This window comes from Bacillus sp. FJAT-22090 (genome assembly GCF_007676755.1).
Classification (GTDB): Bacteria; Bacillota; Bacilli; order Bacillales_A; family Planococcaceae; genus Psychrobacillus.
Genome location: NZ_VEBK01000008.1, coordinates 114,418 through 132,668, shown reverse-complemented (window position 1 = coordinate 132,668; position 18,251 = coordinate 114,418). Strand labels below are relative to the sequence as shown.

Here is an 18,251-nt window from a genome sequence, read left to right as displayed (position 1 = left end):
TTAAACACTACTTACTTTTAAAATATCTAAAAAGTGGACCTTATGAATATCTCTCGATTCATCTTTAATATGGATGAGCTTTGTGTTCGCATCTAATTTAGTAACTATACCTCTTAATGGTTCTTCCCCACGATAAATAACAAATATTCTAAGCTGGTTATCTTCCTTTGCTTCACCTAGTGCCATGGCTAATTCTTCAAGATCAAACTCATCTCTTTTTAAGTGTTTAGGTGGTTTCTCCGCTTTTGTTAATTTATCCGCTTTGTCAGTACTTCCTTTTTTGATTTTTGAACCTTTTACTGGCTTCGGAAACATACTATGCACCTCATTTTCTGTTTTTGTTAACACAATTATATACGAACATTTATTCTGTTTCAAGTTAAAAAGGAACGTTTGTTTGTTTTTAGATAAATAAAAAAAGCGACCAACTCAATTAAGAGAAGGTCGCTTTATATCATTACTCATTTAATTTGGCGAGCATAGCTTTCGAAGGAGTTTCATACTTGATGTGTTCTGGCATCTTGGTAATATACATTCCGCCACCTACACCATATTGTCCACCATATTCATTTCGATAGGTGTACACTCGATATTCTTCTCCTGGATTCAATACACGTACCATTTGCAACTTGCCGCTTTCATGTGGGCTATCTTGCCACAAATTAATGCGTTTAAGGATTGTAACTTTACCTATTTGACCAGGTTTCAATTCTGTCTTACCCCACATAATTTTATCTGTGGAGGAAACTCCGGATACTTTATTAATGACAGGAAATGTGGGTAACTTTCCGGCTGCTAATTGAGCAATGGTTAATCCTTTCGTGAATTGGATATGCGGATAGTCAACAAATGATTTCCAATCACCACCCCATTCATAACCTAATGACTTTGCGATGGCAGCTACACGACGCCACTTGTCATTGACTGTCCACAATGATTGTTTCCCATCCTCGCTTACTAAAAAATAGTCTAGTGCTAATCGGTAATTATGGACGGATGAACCAGGTTTAGCGTTAGAAACAATTGCACCGCTAGTACCGTACTTTTTTCCATTCCATATATAACTGGGGCGGCCTTGTCCATAAATCCATGCTTGATCTTCATTAGATCGATAGCCACTTGAAAACTGTACGTATATTCCTTCGTTGTATGCTCTTGTGATTATTTCAACAGCACTTTCTTTAATCCACGGATGCACAGCACCAATACGGACTACGGATCGTCTGATAAGTTCATCAAGTGAAACAGCCATCTATTTCAACCCCTGTCTTTTTAGTGCTTCTTCTTGTTTTCTAGCTTGTTTCTTAACTAAATATGTGTTCTTCCATACCCCATAACCAGCAATCACAAAAGGAACAGAAGCACCTAATACCACGACGAATGCATCAATTGATGCTACATTAAACCATTCAAACTTTATATTAATTGTTCCCAAAAACAAAAGGACAGCTGAAAGCCATCCTCCAAAAAGTGCTACGTATTGTTTTAATTTGTCTACCGTCATTTACATTTCCTCCTCTTATTTTGAAATGAATGCTTCAAATATTAAATAAGCAATACCACCAGCTGCAAATAGAGTTTTCATAAAATCCCAACCTTTTGCCCAGTTATCTCTCTTAATATCTGAATCCACTTTTTTGATTTCAATATCAGCTTTCTTTAATTCTTGTTGCATACCAGTTGTTGATTTTATCAAGTCCCATTGTTTGTCCATTATGGATTGAAAGAAAGACCGCGTTTCCTTATTTTCTGTTAGGATGGTTGTCTTAAGGTCATGGTAATTCGCGTCTGATTCTCCGCGCCATTTATCCATTTCTTTTTTCCACTCAAATAAAAGCCTTTGATTCTTGGTTAACGCATCACTTTCTTTCTTTAACTTTTCAATTTCTTCACCGTGCGCTTTCACCGTTTCAAACATTGACGGTCTACCTCCCTCCGTCATCCCCATTCCCCCTACTTTGTTGCAAAATAAAAGAACGCCCAGTGGACGTTCTCCCTTAAATTATTCTTTTCTCTTACGACGCTTTATGTTCCTATAGTGAAAACGTGATAGAAAAAAGAACCTCCTAGTCGAAGGCTCTATAAATAACGGACTCATGAAATTTTCTACAGTTGTTTAAGGAATCACTTTCGGAAAGACTACCATTTTTAAGAACTTTTTTACATAAATATAATGGTGCTCCATCGATAGATACTATTTCCCAAGTCCCTTGCTCATTTTTTTGCCTGCCGAAATCAATAGTAAATCTTTCCCCCTTCTCTAACAATGGGTGTTTACATGTAATTTCCCCTACATAATCTGCTTCATATAATCTTTTTGATAAACTCATTGAATATCCCCTTATGACTTTTTTTAAGATTACCATATAAATAGAGATATTTTCTTACTCATTTTGACATAAAAAATAACGCTAGCTTATGCTGCGTTTTCGTTTTCCGTATCGTATCCCATTTCTTCTACTTTTATTTTCACTTGCTCGCGTAAATTCGACAAGTTTGGAACATCCGCGTACTTATAAGTACCTGTCATTACCGCCCCAAACCATAATTTTACCAATCCGCTATTTGCATTAAACATAAACAATCCACTCCTAATTATTATTTTATTAATGAAATTCCACATGACTATGCTTCTCGTTCTAAAATAGTAATTACTACGTCGCGCAAGTTTGAAAGAGCCGGCACTTGCTCACGTGTATAGCCACTGTTCGGGTCTTTTACATTTTTAACCCATAATTGCACTAAACCACTTTTTTCGTTAAACATACTACATTCCTCCTGCTACAATCATTGATAATTCAAGTATTGCCTGTTCTTGCCCTTGTAATCGCTCATCCTGTGATGCAGCATACATGGTCATTTCCATAACGCTCATCTGCAACATTGCGTTTTCTTGTTGCAATACTTCTATATCAGAAGGTGGTTGTGGCTCAGGATCCGGAATAGGTTTTAAACTACCAAATACCACTCTATCGTTTTTTATTGTGTACTCATGTGTAAATGTTTTAGCCACTTGCTCCGAATCCTCTACATCATGCAATCGAAATACTTTGTAGTCAGATGCAATCCCTCCAAAATTTTGAACGGCATATTGAATAACAGATTTTTCATCGGGTATCCCATTTGGAAATAATGAGTTAGTTCCCATATTTTCAACTACTTCTCCGCTTGAAACCTTGTAAACTATTAACAAGACTACTCCCCCTCTCTATAGTCATTTAAATGCTATATACGTATAAGTCCCACTGACGTCATTACCATACATTTGTCCAGCCACCCTAAACCCATTGGCTATAATCATTGCAGAAGTATTAAAAGAGACAGCCTTATTCATTATTGATAGAGATGATACTGGACTTAAAAATAATACTTGACTAAGGTTCTCAGCTGTAAACATTCGATAAATGATTACGAAGGATGGTGTGAATCCTAATAACATATCTCTAAAATTACTCCCACCACTACCCGCGTAAGAGCCAACAACCACTTTTGATGCTGCAAGACTAGCCAAATCATAAGCTTCTTTTACTGCTTTAGGTGTTGCTGATAATACCTCGCTAAGACTGTCCGTAGCGCTGGATAATTGGGTATGACCAACCTTTGTTAGTGACGCTCTTTCGGCCAAATGCGTCGCAAACTCTGTTTGAAAAACTACCTTTTCAGCATTGCTCCAACCAGTATAAGTGCCATCTGAAAACCATACTCTTTTGTACTGGGATACAAATTTGACAGGAGTAGCCGAACTTTCTTTTTTATACCGTGTAATCACTTGAGTTGCATTAATTTTACCGTCTTGTATGGTCTTATTGGTTTCAATAAATAAAAAATCGGTAGCCGAAGAGAAGTCAGTCATGTTCAAAAAAAGAGACCAATCGGTTCTATCGGTATACATCGCACTTAAACCTTCTGGATATTTGTCTATATGATCTGGACCACCTATCCCATTGACGTCTGCTAACAAACCTCTAAAGCCTAGATTTTTAACTGCAGACTCATCGTGTAGGTCTTTTAATAAGTTATCTAAAATGTCCATATTGCTATTCTGAACATCTACATCATAAAACTCTTCCTGCAAAGGTTTTATTAATTTGAAATTGGTTGTCTTATTCGGCATTAAGTTAACACCTCTTCTCTAAGTTGTTGATGTGTAAACGCTGCTAATTGAGCGTGGGTATATCTTCTTAGCGTTGAGTTTTGGTTGTATCGTAACTCAACAGTGAGAATCATATTTTGAGGAGTGATACGCTCCAACATTACTACAACCGCATCAAACATACCTTTCGCAGTCAATTCTATTTTCACTTCTAGTGTCTTTTCAGCTACATCTCGATTCAACACATATTGACCTTCACCAAGCAGGCTATCCAGTATTTGCTTTAACACTCGTTTCGTATACGGTGCTTGTTCTTGGTAACGAGTTAAAATACGAAACCTACGAGTCTCAATTTTGTCTGTAGCTGGCACTTTTAATTTGAGTAGTTTTTCATAACGTCCTGCACCTTTTTCATTTGCACTAATGACGAATTGATTATTTAGAGCATCTTCTATCTCTTGCCATAAGCTTTCTAGTACTGGATTTTCCACGTTTGCAATAGCAACCAGCTCTTTGATTTCATGTAAGACAGGCGGTAAATAACTTAAAACATCTACTTCTCTAGCCACTTACGACACCTCGCTTAGGAATAGCTTCTGAATCGATAGCAATATTCGAAGTACCACCGTTGATTTGGGTATCTGCAATATCGAGTACCCCAGCAACACCAAGTAAACGGTATTCTATTTGAGATATACGGACGACAACACTTGAATTATCATCCTCACTTTCTGCCCATTCCTTGGCTAGTTCCTGAAAATAATCATCAATGACCTGCTGTACGTTTGCTTCAATATCAGCCCAAGACCAACCTGCTTGGTACGTAATGTTGAGCGTAATATTTATTACTGATTCATTAACGCCAAAAACAGTAACGATATGGTCAATCGGTGCTGTTCCCAATCCCTCGCCTTGAGCATCTAAAGGGTCTACGGCTTCTTGCACGTCATCAACAAGCGTTTGAGACGGCTTATCAAACTGTGAATTACTAATTACAAGCTTTACAGTTCCTCCACCATTCCAAGCACGGTAAACACGTACACCACCGACCCCTGCCAACTTTTTAACTTTTTCTTTATAGTCGGCACGATTGCCGCCAAATGCAGTGGATTCAAAGCTTCCAAAGTACCTCTCTCGAAATACTTCTGTATCCTCTTCATCCTCACCAGGAACAAGTACTTCGGTCAGTTCGGCAGTCGTTAGCCCATCGATGTATTCGATTGGAATTAATGTACCTAGAAACAGATTCCCGACTTCCCCAAAAGACTCGCATTCCAAAATATACTCATAGCCAGTAAGGTGAGAAATAACTACATAATTGAGTTCATCAAGAGAAAAGCGTTCGCCAATATCAACGGGAACATTGAATACACCCTTTAATTTCGCTTTAGTTGCTTCTAAAGGTTTCATGCCTCGCTCTGCTGCACGTCTTATTAGATATTCCCGAGGTGCTGTATCAGCAAATACTAAGTCGATTTGATTCTTCAATGTATCGAGCATCTGAACAATTTCAATACTATTAGCTGCGGTTGCGTTATAGATGATAGAAGTTCCTTCTCGTATATCAAGTGATGGATCAACATCAGCAAGTTTTTGTGCTAATAAATCTTCATATGAGATATCCAAATCGATTGCCATTAGTATTCCACCTCCCAATCACTTTCAAAGTCTCCGTAAATACTATGGACCGTATAAATTACATGAACCTTACCTTTTTTAGTTTCGAAGATAAAATTGTCTAATTCTAGAATCCGATCATCTTGAAGAAGACATTCTGAAATCCGTCTTTTTATCTCAGGTAACACATAGGATGTTGCCTTACCAAATAAATCTTTGAATTCCACCCCAAAACCCCAAGAATAGATGATGTAATCATATCGTTCGATGGAAAGCATTAAAAAAATCGCTTGCTTTAGGGCTTCAATTTCATCAATAAAGCCGGCAATGCGATTTTTTTCTACATGTATTTTATAGTTCTTGGTTGGTTGTGCAACAGCCTCCTCAAAGTCAGCTGCCAACCCATCGTTTACTTCTGGGATCATACAACCACATCCTTATCCCAAACAATATATTTTTGCCCACCTTGCATTTTCACCAACATGACGGAATCACCTTCTTTAAGAGCATTATGAACAAGAAATTTCTTTTTCCCTTTGTATTCATGGGTGTGAGCATCAGGTCCGTTCCCTATTTCTGTTGTATGTTCTACAGTCATTTCAATTTCATGATTTCGGACATTTCGAGTTAGCACAAGTTGAGCCATTGTCAGCTCTTTCTTTTGCTCTACCAATATCTTTAAAGGAGAAACACTTGTGACTTCCCCGAACTGAATGGCAGTTGGATCGGCAGCTTCAACAGCTTCTTTAGCTGCAATTTTAAATAGTTTTAGAATGTCATTCATATTACGCAACGAAATCACCGCCAATCAATGTAAGGTCCATATAATGTTCATCTTCATCAACAAATGTGTGTTTAACATTTTCAACAATCATATAGTTCATTATCTTTATATCATCTAAATCCATTCTTACGACTAACATGTTTCCACCACGGACGTGAATATTTCCAAACACTCTTTTCATACTCAAATTTCGTGTTTTGCGATTATATAACTCTAGCAAAGCATCTGCCTTCGCTTTTCCGTTGGTCTTTTCTTTAATCGTGTCAAAGAATTGTAAGACGCCCCACTCATTCATGTGGCTACTGTCTTGAGCGATATAGATTTCTCGCTTGCCCTTTTTCTCATTCTCGTAAGAAAGCTTTATTTTGTTATATGTGTTGGAATCGATAGAAGAAGTGTAGTCAAAGTTCTCTCCTGTTTCTTCATCGATAAGGATATCCAGTTTCATCTTCTCAATATTTCTAAGCGTCAACTTACCGAAATTGTCGTATAGGATAAACATCTTTTTCTTGTTTTCCATTGTTAAGTCCAAAGCATTTTGAAACATATCAAACAATGTTTTATTGTCTTCTACTCTACTTGCAATCTTGAAACCAGTATCTTCGATGGTGCCAACGTTCATACGAAAATCAGACGCAACCATTTTTATAAATTCAGACGCCGTTTTATTCGCATAGACATACGTATCTTTATTTTTCAGATACCGTAATTGATCATAGGCTGTCACGTTGATTAATCCATTCTTATCGTGTTTTTTTGTAAACACAAAGCCATAAAAGATGTTATTCCCATCTTTTTTCAGACGAACTGCATTACCTTCAACAAATTTCAATGCCTGATCTTTAAGTACCTTAAAAGTGAGTTTGCCTGGAACTCCCTTTCGAGAGGTTTCCCAAACAATCCCTTCTTCGACGGCAGGTTGTAATAATGTTGTGGCGTTTTGGATGATTAGTTCCATACTCAAAACTTAATCACCTGCCCCGGATAGATAAGGTTAGGATTCTTAATGTTATTTTTCTTTGCTATTTCCGGATATTTCGTTGGATCACCAAGATACTTCTTGCATATAGCCCACAAGGTATCCCCTTTTACGACTTTATGTGATTTAGGAATTTCCTTAGTTGTCGCTCTTGGTTTTTTTACCGATGCAACGGGTTTAGCTTTTGGTGATTTAGCGGTAGTATTCTTTTTGATTTCGATTACTTTTGTTCCGTACGGTCGGAATTGTTTTAAATTAATTGGGACAACAATATCAAAACCTTCGTCAGCACTTTCTTTGATTACATAGTCTTCCAAGGAAACAGTTAAATTCGTATCAAATAATAAATCGCCACTCGGTTTTAAACGAGAGACGATGAATTGGAATGTCTTTTTATCTACTTTTAATTTCTCGAGTTTGTCTAAAAAGTAGCTCGCTGGTTGGAACCCGTCTGGATACACTCCAAAAGGATACTTTGAATTCGGAAGCGACAAGTCAAAAGTTAGATCTGTCAATCCCGTTTTTTTTAGTAAGTTAACTTCTCCCTCGTTAATCAAGGTAATGGTCTTATTCTGATTGTTTATTTTTGTGTCCATAGCAGAAGGGGCAACAGGATACTGCACTCCATCCAAAAAAATGCTATACGTCATCTATTGCACCCCTTCCGCAACTGATACTATTGTTTCTTCTAACTTTTCACCAAAATGATCGATAATGCCGTCTAAATCCAACTCATTATTGATGTGATTATCGTTTTTCACATTTACCTTTACTTCTGCAGTGGTAAAGCGATTGATTACATCACGTTCTGCAATATCACGAAGGTATTTTAAATCCTCCTCTGTAGCGTCCATCGACTTGGCCATTTTTGCAGTGTTTCCTGCAGTATCTTTTCCGCTATCTTGAAGAGGCGCCATAGCACCTTGCATTCCATCTAGTACTCCTTGAAGAGGATCAATTCCTGGGGTTGTTTTTCCGCTTCCGTTAAATAAGTTTGATCCCCATTCATTTCCGGCCTTCCACGCATTTCCATACTCAATTCTCTTAAGTCCAAGACTATCCGCACTCAAATCAAGTTTATTCATTACATTTTGATAGTTCTCATCTGGAGCGTATACCTTCACTGCAGCATCTGCTAATGCGCCTAATCCAGATCTCCAGTTTCCTACTGCGTCGGCCATATTAGATCCGAAAACAAAATCCATTGCACGTGCAATAGTTTGAAGTGTACTAAGAATACCGTCTGCCATGTCTCGGAAAGCATATATAATTGACGAAATCGGATTATTGAACACATTTCCAATGAAGTTTGCAATGCTTATGAAAGGGTTAACCAAAGAATTTATTATTCCTAATATAAATTCAAATACACTTAAAAATAAATTCCATAAAAAAGCTCCTAGTGTTGCAAATGCTCCTGCAATCATTCCAGTGGCACTGTATGATTTTCCTGCAAAATGATTAACTACAGCAACAGCTAAATAGAAAACTGCTATTAGGGCAATCACTGCCATAACAACCCAAAATATTGGATTCGCATACAAAGCTGCGTTTAAACCCCAAATAGCGCCTGTAGCTGCAAATGTGGCCGTTACATTCGCCCACGTAGTTGCAGTAAGCAATCCCATAGCTAATGTTTGAAGCCCAGTCCAAATTGTAGTTGCAATACTAGCGAGTTTAATTGTTGCTAACCCTACACCATAAGCGGTTAATGCAGCGGTTACACTCCATAACACTGGTTCAATAAACGACCAACCTTCATACATAAAACTTCCAACAGACATCATTGTGTCCAAAGCCCACATAGCAACCGCAGAAAGAGTGTATAAAGAATTTACTACACCATCGACCATACCTTGAAACTTGTCATTATTAGCAATCTCACTTAATTTTTGAAGTACACCTTGGAAGGCCCAAAGAGCTTGATTTTTAAAGCTTGTCCAAATGGACTCAAACGTTAATGGCAATTTTGAAAAGGCAGCATTAGTTTCCTCTGCCGCCGCAAACATTGCATTTTTGACAATATCGGCAGTAATGCCCCCATCAGAAGCTAATTCCCTAATAGCTCCTATTGGCAATTCAAGATAGTCGGCGATACTTTGTATGATATTAGGTGCGCTCTCGAATACAGCATTTAATTCTTCTCCTCGTAATACTCCGGAACCTAACCCTTGTGTTAATTGGAGTAATGCAGAACTCATTTCCTCAGTAGTTGCCCCTGCAATTTTAAACTTTTTATTCAGTTGCTCAGCGAATGCGACCATTTCAGCAGTACTGCCAAAAGCATCCTTGGCATTTGCTCCAACTTTAGCTACTATTCCAGCAGTATCCATATATGAGGCTCGTGATCTTTCAGCAGATTCGAAAATCATTTGCTGCAGCTCGGCTGTTGTTTGCTGTTGATCATTTATTAAATCAAGTCTAGCCGATGTTTGAGCTAATGCATCAGAAAGTCCAAGCACATCTCCTGCTGCTTGAATACCGACATATGCAGCTACCAATCCTATTATTTTTCCTAATAAATCATCTGCAGCTGATGATCCTTCATGAATACTATCATTAAAGCTATCTTGAGCATCATTAGCGTTTCGTATCTCCTGCTCAATTTCGTTAAATGCAAGTTCTGCTTCATTTAATTCACGTCTAGCAGCCTCAATGCTTGCAGTGTTAACTGCATTTCCCGAAGCATTTTGTAATTCTTCAAAGCTGTTTATTACAATGTTCATAGCGTTATTCATCGATTGAAATGCACTAGACATTCCGTCTTGAATCTGTATTGCTGTTCGTATTGTTGCCATTCAATCACCGCCTTTTGGCATATAAAAAAAGCATGCGATTAAGGCATGCTTTTCAAAGAAGGTATTATAATTCAATTTCTGTTTGATTTGTTTTAGGCTGTTGTTGAAATAGAGATACTATTTTAAAGGCCTTAAAATTATTGGTAGTATCAAAACTTATATAACTTGGTTCTTCATCTTTCATATAAGTTATAACTAGAAAGTTAGTGACTTGATTTATTTTCTTTTGTTTTGCTCTTCCTCCAACCAAGGCTCCCAATGGACCGAACACGAGACCTCCTGCTACTGCACCACCAGCACTACTAACATAAGCTTTTTGTATTTCTACATCTGTAGTTATAGTAATATCGTTAACTTTAGAAAGTGATAAATTAAATGTTGACCCTCCACCAGAAATGACAATTTTATCTTCCCCATAATATACATCACACAATGTATTTTCGGGCAAAGGTAAGCCTATTGTATGTTTAAAGACTCCATGCTCTTTCGCATTTAGTTCTTTTATTTTTGCTTTTTTCTCTAATTTATCTTGTTTTTTTAGCTTGGAAATTTTGACTGCCATAAAAATACAAAAAATAGCAACAAACAAGAAGAATAGTAACAGTATTATTAAAATAACACCTTCCATTGAATGGTCCCCCTAATATATGTTTAATTAAGCATACAATACAGAGGGTAAATATTACCACTACTATTTTTTTCTTCTTCCTTTTTTCCCTTTACGTTTGGTTTCTTGTTCCTGTTTCTTGTCATTTGCCATCTTAATTTGAACAGCTGCAATAACAAAAGCTTTCTCATATTTCGGCAAAGAATCAAATTCAGACGGCCACTTATGAAACTTGTGTAAGCAGTAGTAAGCCACATTCGCTTCATAGTCGCCGTCTTCTATTAGTTTTTTGCTTCTTCTACAGTTTCTTCCATTCCTACGTCAAAGCCGTTCTTATTCTGTATAAACTTCAGATAATCGGCGTATTCTCCTGGTAATAGCATTTTCTTGAGTAATGATTCAGCATCCATTACTTTGTAGCTGTCTTGCAACTCTTTGTTATGCAAATCCGGGAACAAAGTACATCTTACAGCTAATGTGGCAAGATAAGCATCAAAATCTGTTGTAGGTTGAAACATATTTTTCTTGCCTGGTACAGGTAGGCGTTTAGTGTGTTGTTTTCTTAACTGCTCATCTTCATCAGAAGTCACTGCCCCAACTTTCCATTTTACTGGTTTGGTAATAGGTTTACCTTTTTTATCAATTTCTTGTTTTCCATTTTCGTCGAGCACAGGTTCTACGAATCGTTTTGATACTTCATGTTCATCTACCTCTACCTTGATTGCGTTTTGTGCTAAAAATGCTGTTAAGTTACTCATTCAATATCGTCCTCTCAATTTTAAAATATTAGATTATCCGAACAATGTTAAGATTGCATAGAGCTTAATATGGAGAATTTTTCTGGAAATTCGAATCTCTCAAATGTAAAGTCAAATGAGTCTTCTAGATATTCGGCATCCGCATCGATTAAAGCTACGATACCGCCATCTGCGTTACAATCTTTCAAAATGGTTGTTTGTCGGCCAACAGCTGCGGAAGCATCTTCATTTGTCACTTGAATATCAAAATAAATATCTTCTCCTGTTTCTTGGTATTGATAAAGTAATTCACGGAATATGGACGTATTGTAATGGAAGGTTGCCGAACCAGTTCCTTCACCGCCGGTTGATTTATTTCCTTTACTGATACGACCCATAATCGGAACTTGCGTTTTTGTTTTGTCGTACCTTGCCTCTAAGTTAATAACATTTGCGAATTTATATCGGTTTCCATTAATCGTTACAAATGCTTCCCCTTGTGCACCGTGTACAGAATCCTTAGCGTGCATGGTTTCATCTGCGAAAAATTGAAGATTTAATTTTAGTAATTCCACTTAGTGTCCCTCCCTTATGCCACTGTTGTTGTAATGTAAAGTTGCGACATAGCCACTGTCGGTTCTACAACTTCATTTACAACTACAGATTTTTTTGAATTGCCTTGATCCACTACAACTTGTTCTGGATTGAAATTCTGTATTGCTCGGATACCCTGCAACTCTCTTCGATGAGCAACAATGTCACCCCACAAAGAAACACGTCCACTTTGGTCATTTGGTATCTTACCTAAGTAACGTGTATTAAATAGAGTTGCTGTATCAATTGCAATCTGGTCAAGTACACGAATCACTTGATTCATGCTGAAATCTTCGTTTTTGTCAGTTGTGAAGGATGTAAAAGTGTTAACGTCTTCCAACACCCGTACTTCCTCGCCAACGCGATGAAATAAGTATTTTCCCGCTTTAAGCAAAGTAGTAAGTTGTTGTTGCGTTTTTGTTTCAGTCATATCCAATGTAAATTCACCATCATATTTTTTGTTGGTATTGGACTTGTTCACAGCTACACCAGCTTGAGCACCTGCAGTCCAATAAACAGCACCAAATATTTCTTCTCCATCTCCAATAGCATCATTCTGAATGTCAATAACACCTTCATGATCTGCTGCACCTAGATTGTGACCGACTAATTGAAATTTAGCTCCAACCGTATCACGAAGCCGTTTCGTGTACTCCACAAATAGCGATTTAACTGTTTGTTCAGAAGATAAACAGCCAAGCGTATTAAATCCATACGCTTCAAGAGCGTCTAATGCTTCTTGATAAGCACCACCTGTTAAATCATCACCATTAGATCCTCCAACTAATGGAGTACCTGCCGTTTCTATTAATGTTGCTGTATCTTTCCAAAAGACAAAATCGTTATCTGCCAAATCAGTTGCATTCGCTACCGCTGTTTGCTCATCCACCACTACGTTATTCAATAAAGTACGGACATCAAACTTAGTAGGTTCGTCAACATTTGATTGAATAACAAGCGTGATGGCATTTCCTCGAGCACCTTCATACCTTGCCTTTGCGTAAGTATTTTCTGCTGCTACAGCGTTGACTCCTAACTTATAAAAATAAACTGTGATGGCATTTTTAAACACATCTCGAATTCCTTTCAATTCTGAGTCTGTGTAATCATAGCCAAAGATTTTACGAGAATCTTTTTGTAAATCCTCTTGTGTAACAGAAAAAACTTCACCATTTGGCCCCCAATCAAGAGCCATTGGCAATCCCACGTATCCTCGGTCCGATAAATTAACGAATGCTCGAGCCGCTGAAATAAAATTGTGATACGTACCAGGCAGTACTTTATTTTGTGATAAAAAAGTTCCTCCACCTAATGCCATTATTCGATCACCTTACCTTTCATAAAATCATTTAATATCTGATCAACCTCATTGAACGTATATACTTGGCCATCTTCCAGTAAGGCATTTAATACATCTTTACGAATTGCATATTTTTTACTGGCTACGAGTTGTTGTTTAGTAAACTTAAAGGTCGCTATCTCTTTTGCTTGTTGTCCAGCAAATTCGAAGTTAGATTCTTCTATTGGTTGTTTTACTGGTTTTTGTTTAACCATGCCACCTTACACCTTCAATCCGTTCTTTATTTTCAAATCCTCCATTTTGTCCAATGGATCTTTTACTTTATACACATGGAAATTGTAATTTACAAAAAAGTGAAGAACACCATCCACTACTTCACCTTTCATTTTTGTGCCTCGGAGTAAATCTCCATTTAAAAGTTTTATATACTCCATTTCAGCCATGAGTTTATCTGCGGTGCTGTATGTATCCATGTTGCCACGTCCAAAATAATGAATATCAAATGGAAGTGTTTCATGGTACCTACTTCCTACCACTTGAGCAAACGAAGGATTTAATAGAGCAATAAAAAAAGCAGGCTCCTTAAAGCCTTGCTCAATCGATTCAGTATAGATTTCATATGATTCGCCAAATGTTTCATAAAGCTTTATAGAAATAGCGGTAATAACATCATTAATCTCCACCAAAAACACCGCCTAAGAACTTCATTAATTTCTTTTCAAGAATCTTGGGTGCTTGAGCATCTAATTCATTTTCGGAAATCGTTAGCATGAATCGCCCCTTCACCCAACCTGCATGATTAGCCGTTCTGTGTCCAAATTCCACATATGAAGCATAATTCACAGGATTAATAATCTCTATTTCATAAGTACTTCCTGTTTTTCTAACGATTAAAGATTCAGCATAAGCCGTTGCATTAGTATTTCCACCGCTTAATGCTTCACCTTCTGTTTTAGCCGTCCATCCTCTACGCAACGTACCACCCATCATTCCAGTATTAGGAGTAAAGGATACTACATCACCATCCTTAGTAGTGAAGTTAACAGGTTGATCGTATATGCCAACAGGAGTACGTCTAATAACTTTAGCTAGTAAACGTGCTGCTAATTCTTTGGCTGCTTGCTCACAAAACTTTTCATAATCACCGTTTTGTAATTTCTCCATCTTCTTTTGCATTCGCTTTAATTGTTGAAAGTCAGCTCTTCCCCATCTAGCCATTATGCGTACTCCTTGAATAGCTCTAGCTTAACTTCTTGGTGGTCCATGAATATACCAGGTTCACCACTTCGGCTAAATTCATTTGTACGTCCATATTGGGTAACAACGATTTTAGAACCAGCTTTCACAACAATCTCAGGAGCAATAAACAGTTTAGTAGATTGAGCAATTGTTGCTGGTCCAGTTGTTTGATTACCAGATGCAATCTTTTCGTAGGACAACTTGCATTTTTGATTTTCAAGCACCTTTACCTCTTTCATGGTTGTTTGATGAGTAATGGGATCTTTTACTTTTTGCATTTCATAAATTGTACAAACGCCTTTATACAACGACTCTATAGCACGTCTTCTAGCATTCACCATGTCAGTACCCTATATGCGATAAAATTAAATGTATCGTGTCTTAGATAGTTAATGAATGCATTAAAACTAGCTTCAGGCGTCATGTTGTCTTTGTCGATTGCAAAGGTAGTTGTTGTATCCCCATCTTGTACCGTTTTAGCAACTAAGCCAAAATCTATTCCATCAATTGTGAGTTGTCCCATGCTTTTTTTCATCATTAAAAATTCCCCTACTACCATATCGATAGCAATATGATGTAGAGGAACAGGAATATTCATGAGATTTGTTTGTGTTTTTATATGATTAGTTACCTTTTCGATAATAAAAGTGAGAACATAATCATCTTCCATTGTTGCAGATAACCCGAACGATTTTAAACGTTTTTTAATCTCTAGTAACATAGCGATCACTCGCTTTCAGTTTGACCTTTTGTATTTGCTTTTTCTTTCGATTTTGAAGTCTTAGCAACATCATCAATGACTTTCACAAGCGATTCATTCACGTGATCGTCATTCATTTCAAAAGATTCCCCAGTTAAATATCTAGTGCCTTTGTATCGAACGGGAGTCTTAATCACTTCTACCTTTTTCATAAAACCGTCCCTCCTTATGCAATCGGTTGTGCTTGGAAAACATTATTAGCTTCCGGGAATGAAGGAATTGCAGTTGTAGCTGCTTTCGCCCATGTAGAAACTGGATCTAATCCTTCCTCAAATACCATACCGATAACATTTCCTACATTCGTTACTTCTTCATTACCTTGGCGTAGTAAACGACTTTCTTCTGGAGTTGGGCCATGAAGTGTCTCACCTAAAGTGCTATCACCGAACATAACGAATTTGTTTTCTGGGAAGTAACGTTGTGTTGAATACGTTCCGTTAGCATTTTGGATACGATATTTTGCGTCGTATGTTGCAATTGTTGGTAACTGATGTGATGCTAAGAAACTGTTTAAGTCTCCTAACGTCGCAACACGACCGCTATCTTTACCAAACAGATAACCAATGATTTTTGAATTACGTAAGATTTGACTAGCAATTTTAGATGATGTTAATGCACGTGTAGGTCTATCATCCAAAGCCCCTGCCCAACGCTCAAAATCTCCAATAATATCTTCCGTACCAGTACCCCAGATATCCGCACCTGCTAGCGCCTCTTTATTTTCATCTGGAACATGATAATCTACTTCAAGCGTTCCCCCACCATCGATTGCAAGTGATAATTCACCATTTGCTAAGGCTTGCATACGCATAACCTCTACCTCAGCTCGAACATCCCCTACTGCTCTGTCAATTAGGTTAAATACTCGACCAACCAAAACTTGTTGTTCTTGTGGTGTACGAGGGAATTGTAAAGCAATTAGATCTTTTTCTTTGATTTGGTATTTCTTTTTAATGTAAGCAGCTTCAAGTGCTTTGTCGTTAAAATCTAAAGAACCAATTTCGGCTTCTGTGTCGAATGCATGGATTTTAGCTGCAACAGGTAGATTACTAGCCCCTACTAAGTACTCAAATTCTAATGTGTCATGTTTTACTTCCGGGAAAAGCGTTTCCCCTAAGTAAGGAGTTAAAGTACGCTCTTTCAAGTAATTTAATACTGTTTTCTGATTAAATAGTTCTAAAATGTCTGGCATGTTGGTTTTCCACCTCTCAATTTTCTATAATTAATTATTTGAATGTAATTTTTGTTAAAGCTGTTTTTGCTTCTGCTGATGGTGCAACAGGTAATCTAGCCTCTAAGATATACCCTTCTTCAATCAATGCACCTGGTTGTGGACCATGCGTTACGTCCACATCGTTATACAGAATTCCTTTAGCTGTACCATCGTTTTTTGGCAGAATGGTACCTGCTTTCACAATTTTCTTTCCGTCAACTGCTGTAACTCCTACATCACTCACAACAGTCGTGAATGATTGTACTTTTGAAGATGCTAAAAAGTTAACGCGATTATAATTTCTTGTTTCGCTTACATATGGCATTTAGATGCCCTCCTTTTATTTATTGCCCCCAAGGGTTTAATGCTTTTTCTGCAGGGGCTCCTTTTGAGTTCGCTTCTTTCGCAAAGTTACTACCGATGTCTAACTCATTGTCTTTATCAGCGTTACCTGCAGCGGGATTCCACCCTTTAAATGTTTGCTCCTTCTTTTCGAGAACAAATAAAAACGGCTTAGCTTCTTGCAGTGACTTTAACTGCTCATCCAAACCGCCTTTTATAGTGCCATCCTCGTTCAATTCCACTTTTGTTTTATCCAGTAGACTCGTTACAATATCAGTGTCCTGCACCTTACTGTGTAACGCTAATTTAATGGCACTGGACAATCGTGTTTCTTTTATTTCATTTTCATATTTGTTTTTCGCATCAGTATTTTCTGTTTGCAATCTAGTAATCTCAGCTTGCAATCCCTCTGCATCTATTTTCTTCAGTGCTTCCAATTGATCATCACGTGAAGCGAGATCTAATTCAAGTTGTTTCTTGGCATCATTCACATCATCAAAGCGACTTTTAGGAATCATGGTCCCGAAACCTGTAATTACACCATTTGCTTGCTCTTCCGTTAAACCTAATGCGATTAATTGTTCTTTATTCATTTTCTTTTCCTCCTTCAAATTACGCTTTTTAGCGTGGGTATCGTCCACGGATTTGTCTTGTTCTTTTACGTCTGCAATACCAAAAAGACGAGATTAAAAGGCATAATAAAAAGCCACTCGTTAAAGTGACTTTGCTAATTCTTCTTCAAGCTTCTTAGAAAAAGTATTAATTACTCCATCTATGTCAACATTTACAGTTGCAGTTGCAGTTCTTAATGGAGATACTTTAGTTCGTTGCATGTTGCTTATTAGGATTTCCTTGATTTCTTTATTGGAAAGCATAGTTTGAGCTTGTTCAACAGTAAATCCGTAAGCCTTTATTACACTTGATAGAAGGTTTGATTCAATTACCTGTTCATACGTGGCTTCGAATATGTCCGGCTTGCATGGGTAGAATTCGCCCTTAATACCTTTTATGATGTAATCGCCAGGTGTAACTCGCATATCTCCTTCAAGAGTTTTTATAAACAATGAACCATCTTCCTCAATACGAACGTCATCTACTCCTATAAAGTTAACTATAGCTGTGACTGATGTACCTAAATCAGCTTTAATAGCTTCAATCACTACTGGTTTCTTTCGATATTTCGGCATT

Annotated in this window: 30 protein-coding genes; all 30 read right to left on the bottom strand. The window is 37.4% G+C overall.

The genetic code is table 11. The annotated features are described in order from the left end of the window. Positions 1–315: a YolD-like family protein gene (locus FS486_RS11805; RefSeq protein WP_144511627.1), complete on the bottom strand. Its 315-nt coding sequence runs from the start codon at positions 313–315 to the stop codon at positions 1–3. Positions 316–457: 142 nt separating this feature from the next. Continuing rightward, positions 458–1,252: a M15 family metallopeptidase gene (locus FS486_RS20460; protein WP_260858093.1), complete on the bottom strand. Its 795-nt coding sequence runs from the start codon at positions 1,250–1,252 to the stop codon at positions 458–460. After that, positions 1,253–1,504, bottom strand: coding sequence for a phage holin (locus FS486_RS11795; RefSeq protein WP_144511625.1), 252 nt, complete (start codon positions 1,502–1,504; stop codon positions 1,253–1,255). 15 nt (positions 1,505–1,519) lie between these two features. Next, on the bottom strand, positions 1,520–1,942 hold the full coding sequence (locus FS486_RS11790) for a hypothetical protein (RefSeq protein ID WP_144511623.1): 423 nt from the start codon (positions 1,940–1,942) through the stop codon (positions 1,520–1,522). Between the two features lie 124 nt (positions 1,943–2,066). Next, the gene (locus FS486_RS11785) at positions 2,067–2,330 is read right to left on the bottom strand and encodes a hypothetical protein (protein ID WP_144511621.1); all 264 of its coding nucleotides are present in this window, start codon (positions 2,328–2,330) and stop codon (positions 2,067–2,069) included. Between the two features lie 86 nt (positions 2,331–2,416). Beyond that, complete coding sequence (locus FS486_RS20170) at positions 2,417–2,578, bottom strand: hypothetical protein (protein ID WP_186321432.1); 162 nt, start codon at positions 2,576–2,578, stop codon at positions 2,417–2,419. Positions 2,579–2,625: 47 nt separating this feature from the next. After that, positions 2,626–2,766, bottom strand: coding sequence for a hypothetical protein (locus FS486_RS20165; protein ID WP_186321431.1), 141 nt, complete (start codon positions 2,764–2,766; stop codon positions 2,626–2,628). A 1-nt stretch (position 2,767) separates the two neighbouring features. Continuing rightward, a complete protein-coding gene (locus FS486_RS11780; protein ID WP_144511620.1) occupies positions 2,768–3,193 on the bottom strand; it encodes a hypothetical protein in 426 nt (141 codons plus the stop codon). A 21-nt stretch (positions 3,194–3,214) separates the two neighbouring features. Next, a complete protein-coding gene (locus tag FS486_RS20300; protein WP_222122591.1) occupies positions 3,215–4,114 on the bottom strand; it encodes a phage tail protein in 900 nt (299 codons plus the stop codon). Continuing rightward, on the bottom strand, positions 4,114–4,662 hold the full coding sequence (locus FS486_RS11770; protein WP_144511618.1) for a putative phage tail protein: 549 nt from the start codon (positions 4,660–4,662) through the stop codon (positions 4,114–4,116). Before FS486_RS11770 ends, FS486_RS20300 begins: the two co-directional genes overlap by 1 nt. Continuing rightward, the gene (locus tag FS486_RS11765) at positions 4,655–5,731 is read right to left on the bottom strand and encodes a baseplate J/gp47 family protein (protein WP_260858092.1); all 1,077 of its coding nucleotides are present in this window, start codon (positions 5,729–5,731) and stop codon (positions 4,655–4,657) included. The genes FS486_RS11770 and FS486_RS11765 overlap by 8 nt, the downstream gene beginning before the upstream one ends. Then, on the bottom strand, positions 5,731–6,135 hold the full coding sequence (locus tag FS486_RS11760; RefSeq protein WP_144511616.1) for a DUF2634 domain-containing protein: 405 nt from the start codon (positions 6,133–6,135) through the stop codon (positions 5,731–5,733). Before FS486_RS11760 ends, FS486_RS11765 begins: the two co-directional genes overlap by 1 nt. Beyond that, complete coding sequence (locus FS486_RS11755) at positions 6,132–6,494, bottom strand: DUF2577 domain-containing protein (protein WP_144511738.1); 363 nt, start codon at positions 6,492–6,494, stop codon at positions 6,132–6,134. The genes FS486_RS11760 and FS486_RS11755 overlap by 4 nt, the downstream gene beginning before the upstream one ends. A 1-nt stretch (position 6,495) precedes the next feature. Beyond that, positions 6,496–7,452, bottom strand: a complete 957-nt coding sequence (locus FS486_RS11750; RefSeq protein WP_222122592.1) for an XkdQ/YqbQ family protein — start codon at positions 7,450–7,452, stop codon at positions 6,496–6,498. Positions 7,453–7,454: 2 nt separating this feature from the next. Then, a complete protein-coding gene (locus tag FS486_RS11745; protein WP_144511612.1) occupies positions 7,455–8,123 on the bottom strand; it encodes a LysM peptidoglycan-binding domain-containing protein in 669 nt (222 codons plus the stop codon). Continuing rightward, positions 8,124–10,271 carry a tape measure protein gene (locus FS486_RS11740; protein WP_144511610.1) on the bottom strand — a complete coding sequence of 716 codons (2,148 nt, stop codon included), beginning with the start codon at positions 10,269–10,271 and terminating at the stop codon, positions 8,124–8,126. It abuts the gene before it with no gap. Between the two features lie 64 nt (positions 10,272–10,335). Further along, positions 10,336–10,899, bottom strand: a complete 564-nt coding sequence (locus tag FS486_RS11735; protein WP_144511608.1) for a hypothetical protein — start codon at positions 10,897–10,899, stop codon at positions 10,336–10,338. 260 nt (positions 10,900–11,159) lie between these two features. Then, complete coding sequence (locus tag FS486_RS11725; RefSeq protein WP_144511605.1) at positions 11,160–11,636, bottom strand: phage tail assembly chaperone; 477 nt, start codon at positions 11,634–11,636, stop codon at positions 11,160–11,162. A gap of 47 nt (positions 11,637–11,683) precedes the next feature. Then, the gene (locus FS486_RS11720; protein ID WP_260858091.1) at positions 11,684–12,190 is read right to left on the bottom strand and encodes a phage tail tube protein; all 507 of its coding nucleotides are present in this window, start codon (positions 12,188–12,190) and stop codon (positions 11,684–11,686) included. A gap of 14 nt (positions 12,191–12,204) precedes the next feature. Next, on the bottom strand, positions 12,205–13,527 hold the full coding sequence (locus FS486_RS11715; RefSeq protein WP_144511603.1) for a phage tail sheath family protein: 1,323 nt from the start codon (positions 13,525–13,527) through the stop codon (positions 12,205–12,207). Further along, positions 13,527–13,763, bottom strand: a complete 237-nt coding sequence (locus FS486_RS11710; RefSeq protein WP_144511601.1) for a hypothetical protein — start codon at positions 13,761–13,763, stop codon at positions 13,527–13,529. The genes FS486_RS11715 and FS486_RS11710 overlap by 1 nt, the downstream gene beginning before the upstream one ends. A gap of 6 nt (positions 13,764–13,769) precedes the next feature. Continuing rightward, the gene (locus FS486_RS11705) at positions 13,770–14,192 is read right to left on the bottom strand and encodes a phage tail terminator family protein (protein WP_144511600.1); all 423 of its coding nucleotides are present in this window, start codon (positions 14,190–14,192) and stop codon (positions 13,770–13,772) included. Beyond that, positions 14,182–14,727: an HK97 gp10 family phage protein gene (locus FS486_RS11700; protein ID WP_144511598.1), complete on the bottom strand. Its 546-nt coding sequence runs from the start codon at positions 14,725–14,727 to the stop codon at positions 14,182–14,184. Before FS486_RS11700 ends, FS486_RS11705 begins: the two co-directional genes overlap by 11 nt. Then, positions 14,727–15,089: a hypothetical protein gene (locus FS486_RS11695; protein WP_144511596.1), complete on the bottom strand. Its 363-nt coding sequence runs from the start codon at positions 15,087–15,089 to the stop codon at positions 14,727–14,729. Before FS486_RS11695 ends, FS486_RS11700 begins: the two co-directional genes overlap by 1 nt. Further along, a complete protein-coding gene (locus FS486_RS11690) occupies positions 15,083–15,469 on the bottom strand; it encodes a hypothetical protein (protein ID WP_144511593.1) in 387 nt (128 codons plus the stop codon). Before FS486_RS11690 ends, FS486_RS11695 begins: the two co-directional genes overlap by 7 nt. A gap of 5 nt (positions 15,470–15,474) precedes the next feature. Further along, entirely contained in the window at positions 15,475–15,660 is a 186-nt protein-coding gene (locus tag FS486_RS11685; protein ID WP_144511591.1) for a hypothetical protein, read from the bottom strand. A gap of 14 nt (positions 15,661–15,674) precedes the next feature. After that, on the bottom strand, positions 15,675–16,700 hold the full coding sequence (locus tag FS486_RS11680) for a major capsid protein (protein WP_144511589.1): 1,026 nt from the start codon (positions 16,698–16,700) through the stop codon (positions 15,675–15,677). A gap of 34 nt (positions 16,701–16,734) precedes the next feature. Next, positions 16,735–17,046 (bottom strand): hypothetical protein, encoded by a 312-nt coding sequence (locus tag FS486_RS11675; protein ID WP_144511587.1) that lies wholly within the window; start codon positions 17,044–17,046, stop codon positions 16,735–16,737. A gap of 19 nt (positions 17,047–17,065) precedes the next feature. Continuing rightward, complete coding sequence (locus FS486_RS11670) at positions 17,066–17,656, bottom strand: phage scaffolding protein (protein WP_144511585.1); 591 nt, start codon at positions 17,654–17,656, stop codon at positions 17,066–17,068. Between the two features lie 120 nt (positions 17,657–17,776). Then, positions 17,777–18,250, bottom strand: coding sequence for a hypothetical protein (locus FS486_RS20585; protein WP_313956991.1), 474 nt, complete (start codon positions 18,248–18,250; stop codon positions 17,777–17,779). Between the last annotated feature and the right edge of the window lies 1 nt (position 18,251).